This window comes from Nonomuraea sp. NPDC049750 (assembly GCF_040659625.1).
Taxonomy (GTDB): Bacteria; Actinomycetota; Actinomycetes; order Streptosporangiales; family Streptosporangiaceae; genus Nonomuraea.
Genome location: NZ_JBFANB010000001.1, coordinates 41,078 through 56,429, shown reverse-complemented (window position 1 = coordinate 56,429; position 15,352 = coordinate 41,078). Strand labels below are relative to the sequence as shown.

Sequence of the window (15,352 nt, the reverse complement as noted above, 5' to 3'; positions counted from 1 at the left end):
GGACGCAGGGTGCATCGACCGGAACGCGGCCCATTGGAAAGGCCAACAGCCCGGGTTCCGGTCGAGGCGGCTGCTGGGTTGGCTAGGAAAGGGCGACCCGCTCGATGTAGCCCCAGCGGTTCAGGGCCGGCACGTACACCTTGACCCACCAGTCAGTGGGTGACGGGGTAGCCGTCAGGTCCACCTGCCAGGTGGCCGGTACGTTGCCGAGCACGAAATGGGCGGGGTCGCGCAGGGTGGCGTTGCGCGTCACCTTGACGCCTCGCCGGACGATGGGGCTGGCCGGGACGTTCCACTGCACCGGGCGCCATCCGTCCTCCTGCTGGGAGCGTCCCATCTGGATCGAACTTGGGACAGGGATGCCGGTGGGGTAGTCCTTCTGCTTGATCGAGTTGCCGAGGCAGGATCGCTGGGTGACGCCCCACCATGGGAAACCGGGGGAGTCCTTGCGCGATGGCTGGGAGATCATCGCCCAGGTGGCGTCGATGTTGTAGCGCCACACCAGATGTGTGCCCGCCGTGGTCTGCCAGGCTACAGCCGGCTGGCCGTAGTTGGTCATGATGGTGCAGGGCGCCTTGGTGTCGTAGAACATCAGCAGTTTGTCCCGCTCCGGCTCGGGGGCAGGGCCGGAGGCCGTTCCGGCGAGCGCCGCAGGCGCGGCGCTGGCCGTCAGTCCTCCGGCCAGGAGCACCGATAGGGCGGCGAGCATGGCGGTTCGCAGGTGTGCGGAGACCTTCACGAACATCCCCTCCTTGTTCTTCGCAGCCTCCACCAAACGCGACATTCTTCCCCGAATGGTGAATTATCGGAAAATGACGGAGGTGGCGTGCGTGTTCCGGAAATGTCGCCACTGCCGGGCGACCGTGGAAACTTTGGCAGCCGGCCGTCGCGCTCGCAAGGCGAAATCCGAAATGCCCGGCGAATCGCGCCGAGTCCGCGCGATTCGCGCGCCAATGGGGCTGTTTGTCCAGGTCGCCATGTTGCGCCAGTTTTGGCAGACTGCCGCCCATGCTGTCCAACCCGGATCCGATCAACGCCTTCTATGATCATTTATCGCGCCTCATAGACTCTAAGGGAAAGGGGACGCTTCCTAAGCTTCAAACGTATAGCGAGCAAAACTCGCCAGAACTACGCCTCAAGGCCAGCACTGTCCGAGGGTGGCTGAAAGACCGTAAGACAGTCCCAGAATGGGACAAAATCGCCCTCATTCTGGACTACTTTAAGATCACCGATAGCCAGGAATGGCACGGACTATGGACGGACGCACGTGACGCCCACGCTGCCCGGCTCTCGGCGGGCACCTCCGAAAGCCGTCCAGCGGAGGATGCGCCTGCGGCGGAGCGTTCTCATCGAGGGTTGGCCACGCCCTCGTCCTGGTCGACGCGGACGAAGATCTTCGCTGCCACAGCCCTCCTGGTGGTGCTCGCGGCAGGCGCGGTGGTGTGCCTGTGGCCTCTCGGAGGCGATGCCGTCGGACAGACCTGGCCCGTCGAGGGGCAGCCCGTGTACCGCCAGTGCTCACCCCGGGACCGATTGATCCTCAGCCAGCCCGGCCAGGTGCGTGGTGGCCAGCTGCTCGGACACCTGCGCGTCGGTGAAAGGTTCGTCGTCAGCAAGCGCACCACATATTGGCGCTTCGGACATGTCGAAGGCGACGCCAAACGCGAAGGGTGGGTCATGTCCAGCTATCTCTGCCTCAGTGGCTAGGGGTGTGATCGCAGCGCACATGGCCGATTCATCCATACGGTGGACGGGCAAGTGGTAACCAGTTTCACGCCGTCTCGTCCCTTCGATCGCCAGGGCAGCGACCCTGCCGTCCCCGCAGCTCGGGGATGCAACCGGGACGGCGACCACTGTCCGGAAGGGCGCGACCTGGCCGTGTACCGGGTGCCGGGGCGGCCGGTGGGCGTTGTCCAGTGGTTCAGCGTTGATCGAGATCAGGCGGCGCCTCGCCGTGCTACGGCCAGTACGCGGCAGATGTGATCGGCCGCTGTGGCCAGATCGGCGACCTCGACGATTGGTTCGGCCCATGACCACCAAAACAGCCATTGGCCTTCCTTCGGCGCGGCCGAGATCACCTCGGACAGGGTGGTGGCTTCGGGGTTGATCACACGCAGGCGCGGTAGCTGTTCGTCCCGGGTCAGCAGGCGTGCATGCAAGCCGAGGTTCTGCAGCCGTTCCTGCAGATTGGTGAGATGGGTGGCGGCATGAGCGGCCACAGCGGGGGTGATGGGTTCGGGCATGGCGGACTCCGAGAGTAGACAGACAAGCCCGCCACCACCCCCGATGAGGTCGAGCGGAATGTTGCGGCACGTCTGGAACGCCAGCATGTCCTTCAGCGGGACGACGGGCCTACGGTATGGGTAGTAGCGGACGAAGTGGTTCTTAGTCGGCCTATCGGCAGCGAGGCGGTAATGGCTGAGCAGATGGCGCACCTGGCCGCACTGGACGAATCTCCTCGCATCAACGTCCGTGTGCTCCCGCGTAACTCCTGGTTGACCACCGGTCTGCAAGGCGCTTTCGTTCTCGCCAGTGGGCCGGGGGCGCCGGACATGGCTTACCTGGAGTCGATCACGCTGAGCCAGATCACCGCTGACAGTGAGCGCAGCGTGGCGTAAGGCGACTCGCTCCGGGGAGGCGGGCGACTGCATCGAAGTGGCTCCCTTGGGCGACGGCCGAGTGGGCTTGCGCGACTCCGAGCATCCGGAGAAGGCCCCCTACGTCTTCCCACCTTCGGTCTGGGCGGCGTTCATTGATGGCGTCAAGAAGGGTGAATTCAACTTCTGACGTGTCCGTGGCGGCGTCCCTGTCTCGCTCACCAGATCGGCGTCAGTCGTCGCTGCGCCTTTTCGGGAGGTAGACCCGACTGGCGGGCGGGGGAGTCACGCGTACCTTGCTTCCCCAGCCGGTGAAGCGGGCTTCCGGTTCTTGTACTGACCGATTTACATACCCCACTGACCGAATCCGATCAATATGATGATCCGATCTTGTCAGGTCGATCAGTCTGGTCAATAGTTGCGGCAAAGCAGTCAAATTCGGTCCGCTGTCCGATCGAACGTGACTAAGGAGCCGCCCAGTGCGACCAAGCCCCTTCCTGCGCCTCGTAGCCGTCGCGATCACCGCGGTGGCCATGTCGGGCATCGCCCCCACCCCGGCGGAGGCGATGCCTGACAGCAACCGGATCAAAGCGGTGACCTCAGGAAACGCCCGCTTCGAAGTGCTGTCCCCAACCCTGATAAGAACCGAGTACGCGGGCGACGCCAAATTCCTCGACACCCCGACCTTCAACGCCGTCGGGCGCGGCACCTTTCCGGCGACGCCCTTCACCTCCAGTACGTCGAACGGCTGGCTCACCATCAGGACGAGCGCGCTCACCCTGCGCTACCAGGTCGGATCGGGACCGTTCACCCCGCAGAACCTCTCGGTCAGCCTGAAGACCACGACCGCCGCCCCGTGGCAACAACTGACCTGTCCCGCCGGAGCCCTGTGCGAGGCCGAGGATCTCTCGTACGGCGGGCTGGCTGTCGCCACCGACCACACCGGCTTCACCGGCGCGGGTTTCCTGGCGGGCTTCGAGGGCACCGGCAACTCGCTGTCCGCGGACGTGAACGCGACCACATCAGGGCAGTACCAGTTCGCCATCCGCTACTCCAACGCCGTCGGCGGCGACGGCCAGCACACGCCGCGCACGCTCACCCTGTCGGTGGACGGGGGCACCGGCCAGACGGTGACCCTGCCGGTGACCGCGAACTGGGACACCTGGGCCATAGCCACACCTGCGGTGCAGCTCGCCGCGGGCCGGCACATGATCACGCTGACCCGCACGCCCGCCGACTCCGGCAACGTCAACATCGACAGCCTCGCGCTGCTGCCACCGGGCGCCGGATATCCGCCGCCGTCGGCCAGAGCCACCGTGCCCTGCGCGTACGGCACGAGCTGCGAGGCCGAGGCGGGCGGGCTCGCCGGTACGGCCAAGGTGGTGCAGGACCACGCCGGCTACGCGGGCAGAGGTTTCGTCGCCGAGCTCAACCAGGGCGCCGGCCTGGCCACCCGCCTGGTGGGCGTGCCCGCCGACGGCACGTACACGCTGCACATCCGCTACGCCAACGGCGTCGGCGGCGACGGCCTGCACCAGACGCGAACGGCCACCGTCACAACGGGCGGCGCCACGCAGCAGATGACCTTCCCGATCACGGCCGACTGGGACACCTGGGCGACGGCCGCCATCACGGTCGCGCTCAAGTCCGGCACGAACGACATCGCCCTCACCTGCCCTGGCGCCTCCGGCTGCCGCGTCAACGCGGACACGCTCGCGGTGACCCCCACCGGCACGGCCGCCCCGCCGCCCCACCTCCCGCTCGGCGGCTACCGCCGCAGCCTCGACAACGTGAACGGCGACAACGGCACCCCGCCGACCACTCCGGGCCTGCTGCACAAGGACGGCTGGTACCTGCTCGACGACACACCCTCGGCCCTGTACGACCCCGCCACCGGGAAGGTCACCCAGCGGCCCGGCGGCAGGGCGTACCAGGACGGCTACTTCTTCGGTTACGGCCACGACTACAAGCGCCCCCTGTCGGACCTGTCCACCCTGACCGGGCCGCCGGCGCTGCTACCCCGCTGGGCGTACGGCGTGTGGTACTCCGAGTACATCGACCGCACCGCGGCCGACTACCAGAACACGATCCTGCCCAGGTTCCGCTCCGAGGGCGTCCCGCTGGACGTCCTGGTCACCGACACCGACTTCAAATCGCCCAACACCTGGAGTGGTTGGCAGATCGACCGCGCGAAGTTCCCCGACCCGAAGGCGTTCTTCGACTGGTCGGCCGCCCAGGGCCTGCACAACACGCTCAACGTCCATCCCAGCATCGTCGGCGACGACCCCCAGTTCGCCCAGGCACAGGCCACGGCCAAGGGCAAACTCCGCAAGGGCGGCTGCGCCGGGGCCGCGGGCGCGAACTGCTACACCTTCGACTGGGGCGACCCCGACCAGCTCAAGGCGTACATGGACCTGCACAAGACCATGGATCAGCAGGGCAACGACTTCTGGTGGCTCGACTGGTGCTGCGACGCCTCGCAGTCCTCGCTGCCCGGCGTGACCCCTGACGCCTGGATCCACCAGCAGTACGCCGCGGCCAACGGCGGCTTCGTGCTCTCCCGTGCCTTCGGCTCCCTCCAGACCGGCTCGTACGCCGGCCGCTCGGGCCTGCCCACCGGCCCGTGGGCCGACAAGCGCAGCACTGTCCACTTCACCGGCGACACGTCCTCCACCTGGGGAACCCTCCGGGCGGAGGTCGGCTACACGCCTGGCGAATCCGCCGCCACCGGCATGTCGTCCATCAGCCACGACATCGGCGGCCACAACGACACCACGGGCCTGCCGGGCTCGGAGACCTACCTCGACAACGGGCAGACCAGGCGGACCAGCAAGCTGCCCGACGACCTGTACGCCCGGTGGGTCCAGTTCGGCACCTTCCAGCCCATCGACCGCCTGCACAGCAACCACGGCGACCGGCTGCCCTGGCAGTACGGGACCGCGGCGAAGGACTCGGCGAAGAAGTTCCTCAACCTGAGGGAGAACCTGGTCCCCTACACCTACACGCTGGCCCAGGAGGCCAACGCCACAGGCGTCCCGATCGTCCGCCCGACCTATCTGGAATATCCCGACGAGGAGAACGCGTACGCCACCGTCGCCACCCAGTACTTCTACGGCCCCGACCTCCTGGTCGCGCCCGTGACCACGCCCGGCGCCACGGCCACGACCTCGGTGTGGTTCCCGCCAGGCCAGTGGACCGACTACTTCACCGGCCAGACCTACTCCGGCGGCACCACCCGGAGCATCACCACCGGCCTCGACACGATGCCCGTGTTCGTCAAGGCCGGGGGCATCCTGCCGACCAGGACCGCTGACGTCGCCAACGACGTCCAGAACCCCCTGGACAAGGTCACCCTGAACATCGCCTCGGGAGCCTCCGGCTCGTACACGCTGTACGACAGGACCACGATCCGATACTCGGAGTCAGGAGGGCGGCGGACCGTGAAGATCAGCGGCAAGCCGCGCCAATGGACGCTCAACTTCCTGAATGCCGCACCTCCCAAGGACTTGCCCGCCGAGGCGTACCGCTATGACAGCGCCACCCGCACCCTGACCGTCAAGCTCCCCAAACACACGACGCGGCTCAGCTTCACTTCCGGCTGACCCCTGACGGCCCACCAGGACCCGGAGGATGACACCCGAGGCCCCGTCGGGGCGGGGCCTCACACCTCGACGACTGAGCGCCTTGCCGCGGATCAGTTCGGCCACGGCGGCATAGATCGACCCCCTGTCCGCGTCCTTGCTTGGCGACATCGCGAGGAGGACAGGTGGATCCAGGATTTGCGGCGGACTTCCGGGAGTTCGTCATCGATCGATCAGGGGCGCTGTTCCGTACCGCGTACCTGCTGACCGGTGACCGGCACGCCGCCGAGGACTTGGTCCAGTCGGCGCTGGCGAAGACCGCAGCGAAGTGGCGCGGCCTGCGCGACACCGCGGCCATCGAGGGCTACGTCCGCCGCGTCATGTACCACGAGCAGGTGAGCTGGTGGCGGCGCCGTTCCCGCGTCGCGGAAGTGTCCACCGGATGGCTGCCCGAACAGATCGGCGATGGGCACGCCGAGATGGTGGATCTTCGCCTGGTGATGCGCGCGGCCCTCGCCCGGCTGACGCCCCGGCAGCGGACCATGCTCGTGCTGCGCTACTTCGAAGACCTCTCCGAGACCGAGATCGCGCGGCTGCTCGGCGTCAGGGTCGGGTCGGTTCGCAGCCAGATCTACCGGTCGTTGGAGCGCCTGAAGAAGGCCGCGCCTGAACTGAGCACCGTGAGGGAGTTCGGATGAACATCGAGGATCTGCTGCGTGAGACCCTCTCCGACATGGCCCATGAGGAGCAGCCGCCCCCACCGGGCCGGTTCCTCCAGGTCAAGCAGGGTCGATCCCGTCGGCGCGGCCTCGCCCTGGCGGCAGCGGCGGCCGTAACCGTGATGGCGGTCGGATCCACGCTCGTGGTCCAGGGGCTGTCCGCTGTCTCCAAGGACGTCTCCAAGGACGTCGCCGGGCAGGGCTCTGGAGAGACGATTGTGGACACCAAGCAGGGACAGATCACCGTGACCGTGAGGGAAGGACTACGGCTCTCACAGATCTTGGAGCAGTTGTCGACCACCACCGGCAGACCGCTGGTGGAGTTCCAGCGAGCCGCCAAGGACGGCAAGGCGCTCGGCCTTCCGGCCTACGCCAAGGGCGCGCTGGAAGGATTCGCCTTTCCCGGAACCTACGAGGTCTCGCCCACGTCGAGCCCCGCCGAGATCCTCGCCGCGATGGTGACACGCTTCAATCGCGCCGCCGAGGAGAGCAACCTGGTGAAGGGTGCCAGGCGGGTCGGCCGTACGCCACTGGAGATCCTGACCATCGCCAGCATCGTCCAGGCCGAGTCGATCGACAAGCGCGCCATGCCCAAGATCGCGCGGGTCATCGAGAACCGGCTGAAGCACAGGCCCGAGATGGAGCTGCGGATGGACAGCACGGTCCTGTACGGCCTGAGCAAGTTCGGCGCCACGGCCTCGAACGAGGATCTCAAGAGCCGGTCGCCGTACAACACCTATGCGCGCCTCGGCCTGCCGCCAGGTCCCATTTGCAGCCCGGGCGCCGACGCCATCGCGGCCGCCCTGAAGCCGGCCGCCGGGCCGTGGCTGTACTTCGTGACGATCGATCCGAAGACGGGCGTCACGAAGTTCGCCGGCTCCCCATCCGAGTACGACACGCTGGTCGAGGAATACAGAAAGAACCTCAGGACCTGGTGATGGAGCTACGGGCGGTCTCTCCCAGCCAGGCCAGGCTCGGCTTGGGCCGGCGGTCGAACGCCCGGCGGTCGACCTCGATGAGACCGAAGGTCGGCTCCCAGTGCCCCCACTCGAAGTTGTCCAGCGCGCTCCAATGGATGTAGCCCCGCACGTCGATGCCGTCGTCCATGGCGGCGAACAGGTGGTCGAGGGCCTCCGACGTATAGGCGATCCGCCGTGAGTCGTCGGCGGTGGCGATCCCGTTCTCGGTGATGAGGATGGGAACGCCACCGGTCGTCTCCCAGGTGTGCCGGACGGCGATGCCGATCGCGTCCGGCCGGTAGGCGTCGCCGGTCATCGTGTTGTCCGGACGCTTCGGATGCGGGACGACGCCGTTCTCGTCCACGGCCTGGCTGGAGTACGACTGCACGCCGATGAAGTCGTCACCACGGGCCGCCTCCAGGTAAAGATCTTCGCGGACGTAGCTCACCTCGCGCAGCTTCTCCGCGTTGCCAGGAGTCGCGGTGTACGCCTGGCACGCCACGGTCCAGCCGACGGCCGCGCCGGTGCGCTGTTTCAGGACCTCGCGGGCCGCGTCGTGTGCCTCGGCCAGCCGCGCCGCGACCTTGGGGTCGGGATCCGGCAGCACCGGACGTGTGACGCCTTCGACCGTGGGGCTCGTCCACGTCTCGATGTCACCGGACTGCGCGGCCCGGCTCATCCCGACCATGAGGGCGAGCATGTTCGGCTCGTTGATCGTGCATACCCACTCGACGCCATCGAGAATGCCCGCGGCCTCCCGGACGTAGGCCGCGAAGCGCTCGATCCCTTGGTCGCCCATCCACCCGCCGACGTCGGCGAACCACCGTGGCTGGGTGAAGTGATGCAGGGTGACGACCGGGGTGAGTCCCAGATCCAGGGCGGTGTCGATCATCGCGCGGTGCTGCATGCCGGGCATCGTCTGTTCGAGAGCCCACCAGTCGCTGTTGACGTTGTTGCCTTCCACCTGGTGCGGCGCGGTCGCCGCACCCCAGAGGAAGCCAAGGGGGAGTTGGGGCATGCCTGACTTCCTCATGAGCCTAGGAGTTCGCCTTCCGGACCAGGTCGTCGATGGACGGTGGGAGTTGCCCGGTGGGAGAGGCGCCCATGCTGAGGAGGGTGGCCAGCGGGATCTGCGCGACCAGTGGCTGGCTGGCCGGGTCGGTGATGAAGGACGAGCCAGCGGACGTCGCGAAGATCTCCTGGATGATCTCCTGCCCACGGGTGTGGGCGAGCCATTCCGCGAGCGTGCTGTCGGCCGTGAGAGGGGTCGGCGGCATCGCCAGATCGAGGTGAATGCGCTGCTCCAGGGGCAGGTCGCGGGAGGAGGGGCCGACGTGTGCGCCGTATTCGCCCGGTTCGGCCACCCACTGCCCGTGCCGGGCGCTCCAGTAGCTGAAGGCGCGGGCGTCGAGCTCGATCGCCACGCGGGCGCTCTCCCCGGGCGTCAGGCGCACTTTGCGGAAGCCGCGCAGCTCGCGTACGGGACGGTCCACGTCCGAGACGGGGTCGCTGACGTACACCTGGACGACCTCGGCGCCCCCACGCGCGCCGGTGTTGGTGACGGTGACCTCGACGCGCGCCTCTGGCCGGGTCGGGTCGGGTACGTGCACGGACAGTTCGGAGTAGGCGAAAGTGGTGTACGACAGCCCGAAGCCGAACGGGAAGGCCACGTCGCCTTCGGTGCGGTCGTACCAGCGGTAGCCGATGTAGAGCCGCTCCCCGTAGAGGACCTGCCCAGCCGAGCCCGGCCAGTTGACGTGCGCGGGCGTGTCGCTGAGCCGGTGCGGGACGGTCTCCGCCAGCCGGCCGGCGGGCGCGGCGTGCCCGAAGAGCAGATCGGCCGTGGCGCTCCCGCCGGCCTGGCCGGGCAGCCACATTTCCAGCAGGGCCGCCGCCCGAGCGGTGAGCGGGCCGGTCAGTACGACGCCGCCGTTGCTCAGCACGACCGCGATCGACGGGTTGACCTCGAAGACCGCCTCGATCATCCGGAGCTGTACGGCCGGCAGGTCCAGGTCGTCGCGGTCGAAGCCCTCCGACTCGGCCTCTGACGGCTCGCCGAGGAACACCAGCACCACGGCGGCGCCGCGAGCCGCCTCCACCGCCTGCGCGAGCAGGGCCTCATCGGCCGTCCCGTCGAGACGGAATCCCGGCGCGAACGTCACCTCGCGCGAGGTGACGGCGCGGATCGCCGTCAGCCCGTCGTCGACCCGCGTCGGGTTGATCTGGGAGCTGCCGGCGCCCTGGTAGCGCGGGGTACGCGCGAACTCGCCCAGGACAGCGATCCGGCCACCGGCGTCCGGGTCCAGCGGGAGCAGGGCGCCGTCGTTCTTGAGCAGGACCGCGCATTCCGCGGCGACGCGCCGGGCGAGCGCGTGGTGGGCGTCGAAGTCCGGTGCCGGGGCCTCGCCCTCGCGTGGCAGCCGTACCCGGTCGTGGGTGTCCAGCAGGCGGGCCACGGCGGTGTCGAGGATGTCCTCGCTGAGCTCGCCGGCGCGTACGGCCTCGACGATCGTGGCGGCGCTTCGGCCGCCGGTGCCCGGCATCTCCAGGTCGAGCCCGGATCGGAGGGCGGCGACCGGGTCGTGCACCGCGCCCCAGTCCGAGACCACGTACCCGTCGAATCCCCACTCCTCGCGCAGGAGCGTGGTGAGCAGCCAGGGGTTCTGTGAGGCGTACACGCCGTTGATCCGGTTGTAGGAGCACATGATCGTGGCGGGCCGCGCCTCGCGGACGACGTGCTCGAAGGCGGGCAGGTAGATCTCCCGCAGGGTACGCTCGTCGACCTCCGCGCTGACGCGCATGCGGTCGGTCTCCTGGTTGTTGGCCGCGAAGTGCTTGACCGACGCGCCGACGCCGCGCGACTGCAGGCCCGCGACCCACCCGGCCGCCATGACGCCGGCCAGTAGTGGGTCCTCGGCGAAGTACTCGAAGTTGCGCCCGCACAGGGGGGAGCGCTTCATGTTGACGCCCGGGCCGAGAAGGACGTCCACGCCGAGCGCCCTGGCCTCGACCGCGAGCGCCTCCCCGACCTCGCGCAGGAGTCCCTCGTCCCACGACGAGCCCAGTGCCGCGGCGGTGGGGAACGACGTGGCGGGCATGCTGTCGGCGAGCCCGAGGTGGTCGGAGCCGGCCCGCTGCATGCGTACGCCGTGCGGGCCGTCGGTGAGCACCGTGGCTGGCACGCCCGCGCGGGCCACCTCCGCGGTCGCCCAGAAACCGGCGCCGGACACGAGGCTCGCCTTCTCTTCGAGCGTGAGCCGCTCGACGACGGAACGTTCGTCGGTCATGTCGTGACCTTCCTGGTAGGGATTGCAGGGGGTGCCCGCCGCCTCAGGAGGCGACGGGTGCCCTTCTACGCGTCAGTCCGCGAGCGTCTGCTGGCGACGGCTGTCCAGCATCTCGCTGACTCGGCCGACGTCTCGTGGATAGCTGAAGTACAGGATCGAGAGCAGGAGACCGTTGACGATCATCAGCACGACCAGAACCCAGAAGAACACGCCCTGGATGCCGATCGCCGCCGCGAGCGTGCCGGCCAGGAGCGAGAACAGCGCCCACCCGATCGTCTCGAACACCGTCAGCCAGATCGCGAACGCCTGGCCGCGCAGCTCGGGCAGCACGACGGCGGCCACGATGGGGCGGTTGACCGGCGGGTTCAGCCCTTGGCAGGCGCCGAGCAGCGCCCAGAAGACCGCGTAGACGGTGATCGTCTCGTACCGGAACTGCGTGCCGAAGAAGGCGATGACGCCGAACGCGATCTGCGCGAATTGCAGCATCATGACCCGGCCTCTGCTCGGCATGAGCCGGTCGAGGCGGGGGAGGATGAATCCGGCGCCCAGCGTGGCGACGCTGTAGCCGATGCCGAACGGCAGCGCCACCAGGATGGCGGTGGAGTTGGGGATGCCGCGCTCGGTGACCAGGAACTGGACGCCGAAGATGATGATCAGCAGATGCCCGGACAGGAGCCGGCTCAGCATCATCACGGCGTAGCTGGGGATGCGGAACAGTCCGATGACGGAGCCGAAAGTGACCTTCGCCTTCGCTCGGTCCTCACGCGTGAGGTCGGCGAGTTGCCGCTCGGCGGCCCCGATGCCCGGATCCTTGAAGAATGCCAGGACGACGAATCCGGCGACGATGCAGACGCCGCCGAGTGTCCACAGGGCCCACCGCCAGCCGTCCTGCATCGCGACGAAGGCGGCCATGATGGGGCCGAGGACGATGCCGGCGAGTTGGATCGAGCTGAAGAAGATGCCGTTGGCCCGGGCACGCTGCTCGTCGGGGAAGGAGTCGGCGATGACGGCCATGGCGATGGGAGAGCCACCGATCACGGCGGCGGACATGAGCGTGCAGCAGATCAGGAGCTGGACGAAGTTCTGCGAGAAGCCGGCGGCGATGCCGAACAGGCCGCCGGTCACTGTCGTGGCGGCCAGAGTGGCGCGCCGGCCGATCCTGCCGGACAGCCAGATCCAGAATGGTCCGGCGGGTACGCTTGCGATCTTGCCGAGGGCGGCGATGAGGCCGAGGTGTCCGCTGTTGAGCCGCAGCGCGGCCGCCAGCGTGGGGAAGACGGTGTTGATGAGGCCGGCTTCGGTGCCGTCGACGACGCTCACGCCGGAGACGACGGCGAGATTGCGCCAGCGGTGAGGGACATTGGCGGCCTGAGCCGCTCCTGGCTGGACGGACGTGGTGGAGGCGCTGGCATCCATGGGGGGTCCTGTCTGCAGTGGTGCGATAAAGCAAACGCCGTCTCAGGGGGCTGAGACGCCGGGTGGTGCCGTGAGAAGGGCGAACTGCTCGTCGATGCGGCGCAGCACCGCGGCGGGCATGTAGCCGTAACGGGCGAGATCGAGCAGGCTCATGGAGGCGGGGGCGGAGAGCAGCTCCGACTGCACCAGCGCGGGCGCCTCCCGCGCGAGGACGTCCTTGGCGCCCGTCATCCGCAGGAGCTCCAGAAGCGGGGCGCGGAGCAAAGCCGGGGCGCGCAGGTTCTCCATTGCGGGAAGGGGCGCGGCGACGGCCGTCGCGCGCTCGCGCTGTTCGCGGACCAGGAGGTGCTTGGGCTCGATGTCACCGTCACGCGGGATGCCCAGGCGCTCGTACTGGCTGGGCGGCGCGTCATTGTCGAGCATGAGGCGGCGCAGCAGCTCGACCATCCGCAGCTCCACGTCGTCATCGACGATCGGCGTTTCCTGGGCCGGATCCTCCTGGAGGTCGAACAGGAGCGTGCCGTGCTGCCACGGGTTCATCCACGAGGGGGAGGCCGGTATTCGCATGGTCTGCACGCCCTTGGTGAAGGTGAACGGCTCGGCCGGCGCCCACTCCTTGAGCTCCTGCGTCGAGAAGCGGGCGCGCATGTGAGTGGGCATGAGGGTGAACTCTTCGAGCGGGCCGTTGGCCTGCTCCTTGGCGGCGCGCATGTAGACGTAGCGGCCGTCGGTGACGTTGACGTGCCCACCGTGGATGCCGAACAGCGCGCCCTCGCGGGCGGGCGCGTCCTGGGTGAGGTCCGCGCCTTGCATGTCAGGGGTCGGCTCGATGCCGAAGTAGCGCAGCACAGTCGGCGCGATGTCGATGGTCTGCGCGAGCGCGCCCCTGCGCTGGTCCCGGCCGCCGGTGCGCGGGTCCCACAGGAACATCGGCAGGTGCACCAGCTCGTTGAACCACGGCATCACCGACTTGGCCCACCAGCCGTGCTCGCCGAGCAGGAAGCCGTGGTCGGTGTTGACCAGCAGCAGCGTGTCGTCCCACATGGCGTGCTCGTCCATGAAGTCCAGGACCCGGCCGAGCGAGCGGTCGCACATCGAGACCAGGGCGGCGTACTCGTTGCGGGCATGCTCGACCTGGTCGCCGGGTTCGAGGACCTTCTGGTACGGCGGCCAGTCGAACTCCGGGCCGTCGTAGTCGTGCGGGTAGAGGTCCTTGTAACGCTGGTGGGTGAAGAACGGCTCGTGCGGATCGAACATCTCGATCTGCAACAACCACCGGTCGGCGGCGACGTTGGTCTCGAGGAAGTGCAGGCCCGCGTCGACGGTCCGGGTCTGCGAGTGTTCGGCCTCGGTCGGCATGTACGTGCGATTGACCGCGTCCTGCCGCCTCATCGCCTCGAACGGGCCCTTCGGGGCGTCACCGACCACGCCCTTCCACGGATCCCCCTCCTGACCGCGGAAGAACTCCCACGTGCTGTAACGCGTGTGGTAGGTCGCGCCGCCGTCCTCCCAGTAGTGCGGGTGGTCGGAGGCCAGGTGCGTGTGCACCCCTGCCTGCTTGAGCAGCTCCGGCATCGAGTCGTCGAACGGCTCCAGCGGGCCCCAGCTGCGGTGCAGGAAGTTGTACCGTCCGGTGTGCATCTCCCGGCGCGCGGGCATGCACGGCATCGAACCGGCATAGAAGCGGTCGAACGTCACCGCCCGCGCCGCCAGCCGGGCGAAGTTCGGCGCGTCGATGAACGTGTCGGCGTACGGCGAGAGCATGTGCCGGTTCAGGCTGTCGAACATGACGATGATCGCCCTCATCGCGACGTCTCCTCCGTTCGCACGATGGTGGGCGGGGAGTCCTGATTGAGCGGCTCCCCGTCGAGCAGGCGCCGGCGCAGCTCGATGAGGGAAGCGATGTGGTGGTCCATCGCCTCGGCGCCGCGCCGATGAAGCCACTCGTCCATCTGGGCGCCGAGCTGGACGTCGTAGCCGCGCGGGGGCTCGTCGTAGCGGCTGCGGTCTCGGTGGCGGTAACGCGCCACTTCCGCCACCCGGGTGTTGATCTCGACGTCGAGGATGGCGAGCACCTGATCGACCGTCATGAAACCGGCGCCACCCAGGCGTGCGTACAGGTCGGGGTCCTGGAAGCGGGTGGGCGGGTTGTACGGGCGCGTCAGCCAGTCGATGAAGACGGTGTAGCCCTCTTCGGTCACGTGGTACCGCTTGGCGTTGCTCGCCCCGGGACGCTCCTCGATCGTGTGCTCGACCCAGCCGCGCTCCTCCATCGAGGCCAGCGTCCGGTATGCCTGGCTCATGGTCGTGTTCGAGCGCGCGAACCGGCCGTGCGTGTCGAAGAATTTCTTCAGCTCATAGCCCGTGCTGGGACGGTTGAGCAGCGCCCCGAGGAGAAGAATCTCAAGCTTCATCAAATTGCCCGTCGTCGTAACGAAGTTAACCGTGCCACAAATGGAATGGTGATACCATGACATAAGTGTCATGCTCTGTCGAGAGTCGCCTTGTGGAAGATTTCGCCTGATCAAGCCAGAGCAGGAGGTCTTCTGGACCGAGCTCGGCGGCTCGGCCACGATGAGGACATGACGGGGAGCGGATCAACGCAGCCGCCAACGGCGGGCGGAAAAGCAGGCTCGCGCCTGAACTGGACGGCAGTGAGCGGTCTGGCGGGTGTGATCGCCGCCGTGGTCGCGCTGGTCGCGTACCTGGCGCCGCCGGCCCCACCTCCGCAGCCCCAGCCCCAGCCCCAGCCTCAGACCGACACGGAAGTCCCCACCCCGGCCCCGCGGTCAT

At 68.1% G+C, this 15,352-nt stretch carries 13 protein-coding genes; 6 read left to right on the top strand and 7 right to left on the bottom strand.

The window, feature by feature from the left end; all coding sequences use genetic code 11:
* Positions 1–82 precede the first annotated feature (82 nt).
* Positions 83–784 carry a hypothetical protein gene (locus AB0J16_RS00260; protein ID WP_358532639.1) on the bottom strand — a complete coding sequence of 234 codons (702 nt, stop codon included), beginning with the start codon at positions 782–784 and terminating at the stop codon, positions 83–85.
* A 224-nt stretch (positions 785–1,008) separates the two neighbouring features.
* On the opposite strand from AB0J16_RS00260, the gene AB0J16_RS00255 reads away from it, so the two are divergent.
* Complete coding sequence (locus tag AB0J16_RS00255) at positions 1,009–1,707, top strand: hypothetical protein (RefSeq protein WP_358532637.1); 699 nt, start codon at positions 1,009–1,011, stop codon at positions 1,705–1,707.
* A 230-nt stretch (positions 1,708–1,937) separates the two neighbouring features.
* On the opposite strand, the gene AB0J16_RS00250 is transcribed toward AB0J16_RS00255, so the two are convergent.
* Positions 1,938–2,330 (bottom strand): hypothetical protein, encoded by a 393-nt coding sequence (locus tag AB0J16_RS00250; RefSeq protein ID WP_358532634.1) that lies wholly within the window; start codon positions 2,328–2,330, stop codon positions 1,938–1,940.
* On the opposite strand from AB0J16_RS00250, the gene AB0J16_RS00245 reads away from it, so the two are divergent.
* The 5 genes from AB0J16_RS00245 to mltG all read left to right on the top strand — a co-directional run bounded on the left by AB0J16_RS00245 (position 2,316) and on the right by mltG (position 7,835).
* Positions 2,316–2,618: a Scr1 family TA system antitoxin-like transcriptional regulator gene (locus AB0J16_RS00245; protein ID WP_358534792.1), complete on the top strand. Its 303-nt coding sequence runs from the start codon at positions 2,316–2,318 to the stop codon at positions 2,616–2,618. The genes AB0J16_RS00250 and AB0J16_RS00245 overlap by 15 nt on opposite strands.
* Positions 2,599–2,787, top strand: a complete 189-nt coding sequence (locus AB0J16_RS00240; RefSeq protein WP_358532631.1) for a DUF397 domain-containing protein — start codon at positions 2,599–2,601, stop codon at positions 2,785–2,787. The genes AB0J16_RS00245 and AB0J16_RS00240 overlap by 20 nt, the downstream gene beginning before the upstream one ends.
* A gap of 289 nt (positions 2,788–3,076) precedes the next feature.
* A complete protein-coding gene (locus tag AB0J16_RS00235; RefSeq protein ID WP_358532629.1) occupies positions 3,077–6,199 on the top strand; it encodes a TIM-barrel domain-containing protein in 3,123 nt (1,040 codons plus the stop codon).
* Positions 6,200–6,363: 164 nt separating this feature from the next.
* Positions 6,364–6,876, top strand: coding sequence for a SigE family RNA polymerase sigma factor (locus tag AB0J16_RS00230; RefSeq protein WP_358532627.1), 513 nt, complete (start codon positions 6,364–6,366; stop codon positions 6,874–6,876).
* Positions 6,873–7,835, top strand: coding sequence for an endolytic transglycosylase MltG (mltG, locus tag AB0J16_RS00225; RefSeq protein ID WP_358532624.1), 963 nt, complete (start codon positions 6,873–6,875; stop codon positions 7,833–7,835). Before AB0J16_RS00230 ends, mltG begins: the two co-directional genes overlap by 4 nt.
* On the opposite strand, the gene AB0J16_RS00220 is transcribed toward mltG, so the two are convergent.
* From AB0J16_RS00220 to AB0J16_RS00200, 5 genes are all read right to left on the bottom strand, one after another.
* Complete coding sequence (locus AB0J16_RS00220; protein ID WP_358532621.1) at positions 7,822–8,874, bottom strand: family 1 glycosylhydrolase; 1,053 nt, start codon at positions 8,872–8,874, stop codon at positions 7,822–7,824. The genes mltG and AB0J16_RS00220 overlap by 14 nt on opposite strands.
* 19 nt (positions 8,875–8,893) lie before the next feature.
* Positions 8,894–11,143, bottom strand: coding sequence for a glycoside hydrolase family 3 C-terminal domain-containing protein (locus tag AB0J16_RS00215; RefSeq protein WP_358532618.1), 2,250 nt, complete (start codon positions 11,141–11,143; stop codon positions 8,894–8,896).
* Between the two features lie 72 nt (positions 11,144–11,215).
* Positions 11,216–12,559: an MFS transporter gene (locus tag AB0J16_RS00210; protein ID WP_358532615.1), complete on the bottom strand. Its 1,344-nt coding sequence runs from the start codon at positions 12,557–12,559 to the stop codon at positions 11,216–11,218.
* A 42-nt stretch (positions 12,560–12,601) separates the two neighbouring features.
* The gene (locus AB0J16_RS00205; RefSeq protein WP_358532612.1) at positions 12,602–14,365 is read right to left on the bottom strand and encodes a sulfatase; all 1,764 of its coding nucleotides are present in this window, start codon (positions 14,363–14,365) and stop codon (positions 12,602–12,604) included.
* Positions 14,362–14,973 (bottom strand): PadR family transcriptional regulator, encoded by a 612-nt coding sequence (locus tag AB0J16_RS00200; RefSeq protein ID WP_358532609.1) that lies wholly within the window; start codon positions 14,971–14,973, stop codon positions 14,362–14,364. Before AB0J16_RS00200 ends, AB0J16_RS00205 begins: the two co-directional genes overlap by 4 nt.
* Positions 14,974–15,352: the final 379 nt, after the last annotated feature.

Bases quoted from the DNA above. Each gene is read 5' to 3' on its own strand.
- AB0J16_RS00260 (WP_358532639.1), bottom strand. From the start codon at position 784: ATGTCGCGTTTGGTGGAGGCTGCGAAGAACAAGGAGGGGATGTTCGTG.
- AB0J16_RS00255 (WP_358532637.1), top strand. From the start codon at position 1,009: ATGCTGTCCAACCCGGATCCGATCAACGCCTTCTATGATCATTTATCG.
- AB0J16_RS00250 (WP_358532634.1), bottom strand. From the start codon at position 2,330: ATGCTGGCGTTCCAGACGTGCCGCAACATTCCGCTCGACCTCATCGGG.
- mltG (WP_358532624.1), top strand. From the start codon at position 6,873: ATGAACATCGAGGATCTGCTGCGTGAGACCCTCTCCGACATGGCCCAT.
- AB0J16_RS00220 (WP_358532621.1), bottom strand. From the start codon at position 8,874: ATGCCCCAACTCCCCCTTGGCTTCCTCTGGGGTGCGGCGACCGCGCCG.
- AB0J16_RS00215 (WP_358532618.1), bottom strand. From the start codon at position 11,143: ATGACCGACGAACGTTCCGTCGTCGAGCGGCTCACGCTCGAAGAGAAG.
- AB0J16_RS00210 (WP_358532615.1), bottom strand. From the start codon at position 12,559: ATGGATGCCAGCGCCTCCACCACGTCCGTCCAGCCAGGAGCGGCTCAG.
- AB0J16_RS00205 (WP_358532612.1), bottom strand. From the start codon at position 14,365: ATGAGGGCGATCATCGTCATGTTCGACAGCCTGAACCGGCACATGCTC.
- AB0J16_RS00200 (WP_358532609.1), bottom strand. From the start codon at position 14,973: ATGAAGCTTGAGATTCTTCTCCTCGGGGCGCTGCTCAACCGTCCCAGC.